We start from the raw sequence: 6,741 nt of genomic DNA, 5'->3' as shown, positions 1-6,741 counted from the left end.
GGCCATTCATGCAGATTGCACGAAAGCAAAAAACCGTTAAAAAATTAACTAATTGATTTATAACGAATTTATTAAATTTAAATACTGGCACAATCGCTGCAACTACCTCTCCATGCTTGCCAATCACTGTGCACGGAGCTGATAGACATGAACCTGATCCAAGAAAAATTTTCGTCCCTGTTCTCCAACTTCGAAGTGACTACCCAACCGCGCCCCGATGGCGGCATTCTGCTGACCCTGCGCAACACCGAAGGCCGGGTATTCAAGCGCTCTATTTCCTACCAGCAATTGCATGCTGGCGATCAGTTGTCGTGGGTGATCAGTGCGATTCGCCGTGACCTCGCTGAACAGGCCAGTGAACTGCCGCAGATCTCCATGCTGCAAAGCCAGCAAAGGTTTGCGTTGCCGACTTATCACACGGCGTAAACCATTTCGACAGTACAAACCAATGTGGGAGCGAGCCTGCTCGCGAAAGCGGTGTATCAGTCAATTTGAATCTCGACTGACACGCCCTCTTCGCGAGCAGGCTCGCTCCCACAGGTTATGTGCTCTGATCCCTAAAAAGTTGGAGGATTGATCCGCGCGAAACTGTCAGTCCTCAAGACGCGGGAAACGGCTGGCGATGTCATCGCCGGTGAAGTTGGCCACCCTGCCTTCAGGGTTATTGGACAGACGGATCGCGACGAAATGTGGATGCTCGCCCATGTCGAACCAGTGCGGCGTACCGGCCGGCACCGAGATTAGGTCGTTCTTTTCGCAGAGCACCGCGTAGACGTAATCGTCGATGTGCAGGGTAAACAAGCCACGACCAGCAACGAAAAATCTGACGAGGTCTTCGCCAAGACGGTGTTCGTCGAGGAGCTCGGCGCGCAGTTCGGTTTTTGGCGGGTGATCACTGTTCACGCTGATAACGTCGACGGTGAGGTAGCCGCGCTCGGTCATCAACTTGTCGATTTGTTCCTGATACGCAGCAATCACTTCTTCCTGACTGGCGCCGGGCTGGATTTTCGCCGCCGCTTGCCAGCGGTCGAAGCGCACGCCTTGTTCGGCCAGGGTCGAGGTGATGTCTTCGAAATGGGTCAGCACCTTGTTCGGCAAGTCAGGGCTTGTGACGTGGTAAACGGACAGGCTGCTCATCAGGGCAACTCCTTAACGGTTCATGCGTTACGGTTAAAGAGCGCGCGCATCTTCAACTCGCACTCGAAAAAATTCAAAGGCCTCAATCTGCCGAAACAGCTCATGGCCGTTCCTCTTGCAGACAGGTGGCAATGATAACGGCTGCCGCCAGGGCTGCGAGGCTTGCAATACTAAAGGTCAATGGGGCGCCGAGGGCATTCCAGCTATAGCCGGCATACAACGCGCCCAACGCGCCGCCGGTGCCCGCCAGTGCGGCATATAGCGCCTGGCCCTGCCCTTGCTGACGCGCACCGAAACTACGTTGCACGAACTGGATGGCCGCCGCGTGAAAGCTGCCGAATGTAGCCGCGTGCAGCACCTGGGCGAACAGCAACACCCAAAGAAATTCGGCAAACGAGCCGAGCAGCACCCAACGCAGGGCGGCCAGCAGGAAACTCGCCAACAGCACCCGACGCACCGAGAATCGTGCGAGGATTCTGGTCATGGCCATAAACATCAACACTTCAGCGACCACGCCCACCGCCCAGAGCAGGCCGATCACACCTCGGCTGTAGCCGAGTCGTTCCAGGTGCAGAGTTAGAAACGTGTAATAAGGTCCGTGGCTCAACTGCATCAGTGCCACGCAGCCATAAAACGCCAGGACGCCGGGGCTGCGTAGTTGCTTGAGAAAACCGTCCCCCGACTCCCGAATACCTTGGACCGGTTGGGCATTCGGCACCCACAGACTGCTGACGACGATACCGGCCATGATCAACACCAACGCCACCGGATAGATGTCTAGGCTCATCCATTCGAATAATCGACCAAGCAACACCACGGTGATGATGAAACCGATCGAACCCCACAAGCGAATCTGGCTGTAGCGCGCGGTCTGCCCTTTCAGGTGCGCCAGGGTGATGACTTCGAACTGCGGCAATACCGCGTGCCAGAAGAACGCGTGCAGTGCCATGACCATTGCCAGCCAAGCGTAGGTCTTGCTGACGAAAATCAGCGAGAACGTCAGTAACGTACACACCGCACCGAAGCGCACGATGGCCAGGCGCCGGCCGGTGTAGTCACCCAGCCAGCCCCAGATGTTCGGCGCGACGCAGCGCATCAGCATCGGGATCGCCACCAGCTCACCGATGCGCGCGCTGGAAAACCCCAGGTGATCGAAGTACAGCGCCAGAAATGGCGCCGTAGAACCGAGCAAGGCGAAATAGAATAGATAGAAACTGGAGAGCCGCCAGTACGGAAGCGCCGCCACCGTCGTCAGACCGCAGCGGCGTTGAGGTCAGCCATTAAAGCTGACCCAGCACCGGCGTGCTCACRCGCACATCGGCGTTCTGCCCACGGTGACGCAGCAGGTGGTCCATCAACACAATGGCCATCATCGCTTCAGCAATCGGCGTGGCACGAATGCCGACGCACGGGTCGTGACGGCCCTTGGTGATGACTTCCACCGGGTTGCCATGAATGTCGATGGAGCGCCCCGGCGTGGTGATGCTCGACGTCGGCTTCAGCGCCAGATGCGCAATGATCGGCTGACCGGACGAGATGCCACCGAGAATGCCGCCCGCGTTGTTGCTGAGGAAACCTTCCGGGGTCATTTCATCGCGATGTTCGGTGCCGCGCTGGGCGACGCTGGCGAAACCGGCGCCGATTTCCACGCCTTTCACCGCGTTGATGCTCATCAGCGCATGGGCCAATTCGGCGTCAAGACGGTCGAAAATCGGCTCGCCCAGGCCCGRCATCACACCTTCAGCTACCACGGTGATTTTCGCACCGACCGAATCCTGATCGCGACGCAACTGGTCCATATAAGCTTCCAGCTCCGGGACTTTGTCTGGGTCAGGGCTGAAGAAAGCATTTTCTTCCACCGAATCCCAGGTCTTGAACGGGATTTCAATCGGGCCGAGCTGGCTCATGTAGCCGCGAATGATGATGCCTTGCGTCGCCAGGTATTTTTTCGCAATCGCCCCGGCGGCCACGCGCATGGCGGTTTCCCGGGCCGAGCTGCGACCGCCGCCACGGTAATCGCGCTCACCGTATTTATGGTGATAGGTGTAGTCGGCGTGAGCCGGACGGAACAGATCCTTGATCGCCGAGTAGTCCTTGGACTTCTGGTCGGTGTTGCGGATCAGCAGGCCAATCGAGCAACCGGTGGTGCGACCTTCGAATATGCCGGAAAGGATTTCGACTTCGTCGGCTTCCTGGCGCTGCGTTGTGTGACGGCTGGTGCCGGGTTTGCGGCGGTCCAGATCACGCTGCAGATCCTCCAGGGAAATCTCCAGCCCCGGCGGGCAGCCGTCGACAATGGCGACCAACGCCGGGCCATGGCTTTCGCCCGCGGTGGTGACAGTGAACAGCTTGCCGTAGGTATTGCCGGACATGCAGGACGCTCCGTGAAATAGAACCTGAATACGTAATGCGCGCCAGTATACGCAGGCTACCCGAGTAGTTCATCCTCGAACCTTATGGGTGCCTGTGAGTCCAAACGGCACCTTTGTGAATGATGGCGTGATGATGCTGCGAGTTTTAGCCTTGAGCCTGACCCTGTTTACCGGATTTGTGCAGGCCACCGTCCTGCAACGACCTATCACGCTGGATACGGGCAGCGGTGAGCTTTTCGGCTCGTTGTTGTTGCCCAAGTCCGACACGCCTGTGCCCGTTGTCCTGATCATATCCGGCTCCGGCCCTACGGATCGCGACGGCAATAACACCGATGGCGGACGCAACGACAGCCTGAAACGGCTGGCCTGGGTGCTGGCCAAACACAACATCGCCAGCGTGCGTTATGACAAACGCGGGGTGGCGGCGAGCCTTGCCGCCACCCCGGACGAACGCAATCTGTCGGTTGAGGCCTATGTGGCCGACGCCGAGGCCTGGGGCAAGAAGCTCAAAAATGATCCGCGTTTTGGCCAACTGATTTTGCTCGGCCACAGCGAAGGCGCCTTGATTGCCACCCTGGCGGCACCGAGTGTGGATGCTGCCGGAGTCATTTCCTTGTCCGGCAGCGCGCGACCGGTCGATGAGGTGTTGCGGCAGCAGTTGAGCAATCAGCTGCCGCCTGCCCTCATGCAGCGCAGCAATGAGCTGCTCGACAGTCTCAAGGCCGGCCACCCCGACGGAAACGTGCCTGCGCCGTTGCAGGGGATATTCCGCCCGAGTGTGCAGCCGTACCTGATTTCACTGTTCCGCCAAGATCCGGCAGCCGCGTTTGCCCGATTGAAAATGCCGGCGCTGATCATTCAGGGCAGCAACGACATCCAGGTCGGTGTCGGTGACGCCAGGCTGCTGAAGACCGCCAAACCCGACGCCGAACTGGCGCTGATCGACGGCATGAACCACGTCATGCGCATCGTGCCCAACGATGTAAAACGCCAATTGGCTTCTTATAAAGATCCACAATTGCCGTTGGCTGCCGAGCTTGGCACACGAATCCTCGGGTTTATTGACGGACTTCGAACCCGTTAAGCGCTGTTGGCCCTCCAGTCCTGTCGAAAACGGCCGATAAGCCTTTGTCGCCAGCGCACTGGCTGGCGGCAGGGCTTGGACAGGATCTCGCCGTTATGACTGATACCCAGACTTCACCCGACACCACCGCGGAACAAGACGCACCGCCAGCGGTTGAGCTGCCGTGGGCGGACGTCCACGTCGAGCACCACAAGATGCTTCGTCTGGCGCCGCTTAAAACCGACCGCAACACCGGCGGGCGGCCGCTGCGCTTTGTCGAATTCGGCTATGCCGAACGCAACAGCAAGGAACAGAGCCTGATGCGCATGAGCATCACCCTGCCCGGCCAGCGTGTGCGTAAAGAACAGAATCATCTGGATGTGTGGGTCGATCACACCACCAAGAGCGTGCATTTCGAGCCCGACAGTGGTTTGCAGATTGAACCGATGAACCGAGGCATCGGCCGCTTCATGGCCGCTCAAGGGATCACCTGGGCGAAGAAGCGCTGGTCCGGTTACACCGTCGACGGCATGGACCTGAACAACAAAGATGCGCTGAACGAAGACACCCGTCTGCGCCGCGATCTATTTCTCAAGGCGCATGGTTTTGAGGTGGTGTATGCCGATGCCCAGCATTTGAAAGGCCGCGTCGAAGGTGTGAAGGTCGGCGACCTGTCGGGCGACTGGAACGCTGAGAAGCTGCAGCTAGTGGAAATTCTCGAAGCCGCGCAGATGCTTCAGCAAGCGGAACAGAACCTGGCAGAGCAGGAGGTGAAGCTGCAGACGCATGAAGAAAAAGTCAGCAAGTACAAGCGTGAAGACGCCGGACTGCGCTTTACCATTACGTGCCTGGTGGCGTTTGCGGTGTTTCAGGCGGGGTTGTTGATCTGGATTGCTACACACCGGTAAAGATTCGGGACCGAGGTGCGGCCATCGCGGGCAAGCCACGCTCCCACAGGTTTTGTGTGTGCCAAATAATTTGAGCACGACGTAGAACCTGTGGGAGCGTGGCTGAACTGGCCTGATGATCGCGGCACTCCCACAGGTTCAGTGTGTGCCACCCATTTGGATGCGGCACAAAACCTGTGGGAGCATGGCTTGCCCGCGATGGCGTCCTCAGGTCAGACGCGGGAAGCGAACAGCGCCTGATGGTCGCGGCACTGCTCAGCCGACAACATGAACACCCCATGCCCGCCGCGCTCGAAATCGAGCCAGGCGAAATCGACTTCCGGGTACAGCGCCTCGACGTGAACCTGACTGTTGCCCACTTCGACAATCAGCAAGCCCTTCTCGGTCAGATGATCCGCGGCTTGCGCGAGCATGCGACGCACCAGGTTCAAACCATCATCGCCACAGGCCAGCCCCAGTTCTGGCTCGTGCTGATATTCATCCGGCATATCGGCGAAATCTTCCGCATCGACGTAGGGCGGGTTCGACACGATCAAGTCGAAACGTTGACCCGGCAAGCCATCAAACCCATCACCCTGAACGGTGTACACCCGCTCATCGACACCGTGACGCTCAATGTTCTGATTGGCCACTTCCAGCGCTTCGAACGACAGGTCGGCCAGCACCACTTCGGCGTTCTGGAATTCATAGGCACAGGCGATGCCGATGCAGCCGGAACCGGTACAAAGGTCAAGAATGCGCGCCGGCTCGGTGCCCAGCCATGGCGTGAAGCGGTTTTCGATCAGCTCGCCAATCGGCGAGCGCGGGATCAGCACGCGCTCGTCGACGATAAACGACATGCCGCAAAACCACGCTTCACCCAGCAAGTAGGCAGTTGGAATGCGTTCTTCGATGCGGCGCTTGAGCAAAAGCTGCAAATTGACCAGTTCGTCTTCTTCCAGCGCRCAGTCCAGGTAGCTGTCAGCGATTTCCCACGGTAAGTGCAAGGCCCCCAACACCAGTTGTCGGGCTTCATCCCAGGCGTTGTCGGTCCCATGGCCGAAAAACAGATCCTCCCCATGAAAGCGGCTGACGGCCCAACGGATATGGTCACGCAGGGTACGAAGGCGGGAAGTGATCACGGCGACAAGCTCCAGAAAAAACGACTGGCGATTCTAACAGCCAAAACGCGCCACGACGACGCAGGAAAAACACTGGATCAGATGTAGGACCTATCCCTTTTTACCGTTGCCTATTGAACAAAACGAGCAAACTGACAAGG

Annotated in this window: 6 protein-coding genes and 1 pseudogene; 3 read left to right on the top strand and 4 right to left on the bottom strand. The window is 58.4% G+C overall.

Going from position 1 to position 6,741, the window contains the following annotated elements; translation table 11 throughout:
* Positions 1-147 precede the first annotated feature (147 nt).
* A complete protein-coding gene (locus AC1DRJ_RS16735; protein ID WP_477803131.1) occupies positions 148-426 on the top strand; it encodes a DUF3509 domain-containing protein in 279 nt (92 codons plus the stop codon).
* Positions 427-591: 165 nt separating this feature from the next.
* On the opposite strand, the gene AC1DRJ_RS16730 is transcribed toward AC1DRJ_RS16735, so the two are convergent.
* The 3 genes from AC1DRJ_RS16730 to aroC all read right to left on the bottom strand — a co-directional run bounded on the left by AC1DRJ_RS16730 (position 592) and on the right by aroC (position 3,509).
* Positions 592-1,137, bottom strand: a complete 546-nt coding sequence (locus AC1DRJ_RS16730) for a 1,2-dihydroxy-3-keto-5-methylthiopentene dioxygenase (RefSeq protein WP_477803130.1) — start codon at positions 1,135-1,137, stop codon at positions 592-594.
* A gap of 100 nt (positions 1,138-1,237) precedes the next feature.
* On the bottom strand, positions 1,238-2,383 hold the full coding sequence (locus AC1DRJ_RS16725) for an MFS transporter (RefSeq protein ID WP_477803129.1): 1,146 nt from the start codon (positions 2,381-2,383) through the stop codon (positions 1,238-1,240).
* 34 nt (positions 2,384-2,417) lie between these two features.
* Complete coding sequence (gene aroC / locus AC1DRJ_RS16720; protein WP_477803128.1) at positions 2,418-3,509, bottom strand: chorismate synthase; 1,092 nt, start codon at positions 3,507-3,509, stop codon at positions 2,418-2,420.
* An 84-nt stretch (positions 3,510-3,593) separates the two neighbouring features.
* On the opposite strand from aroC, the pseudogene AC1DRJ_RS16715 reads away from it, so the two are divergent.
* Together AC1DRJ_RS16715 and AC1DRJ_RS16710 are read left to right on the top strand one after the other, a co-directional pair.
* Positions 3,594-4,593: pseudogene (locus AC1DRJ_RS16715) on the top strand (alpha/beta hydrolase).
* 95 nt (positions 4,594-4,688) lie between these two features.
* Entirely contained in the window at positions 4,689-5,480 is a 792-nt protein-coding gene (locus AC1DRJ_RS16710) for a hypothetical protein (protein WP_477803127.1), read from the top strand.
* Between the two features lie 212 nt (positions 5,481-5,692).
* Here AC1DRJ_RS16710 and prmB read toward each other — a convergent pair whose 3' ends face one another.
* Complete coding sequence (gene prmB, locus AC1DRJ_RS16705) at positions 5,693-6,601, bottom strand: 50S ribosomal protein L3 N(5)-glutamine methyltransferase (protein WP_477803126.1); 909 nt, start codon at positions 6,599-6,601, stop codon at positions 5,693-5,695.
* Positions 6,602-6,741 lie beyond the last annotated feature (140 nt).

The organism is Pseudomonas sp. P5_B2 (assembly GCF_056400445.1).
Note: the sequence above shows the minus strand (reverse complement) of the source record. Positions and strands in the feature narration are given on the sequence as shown.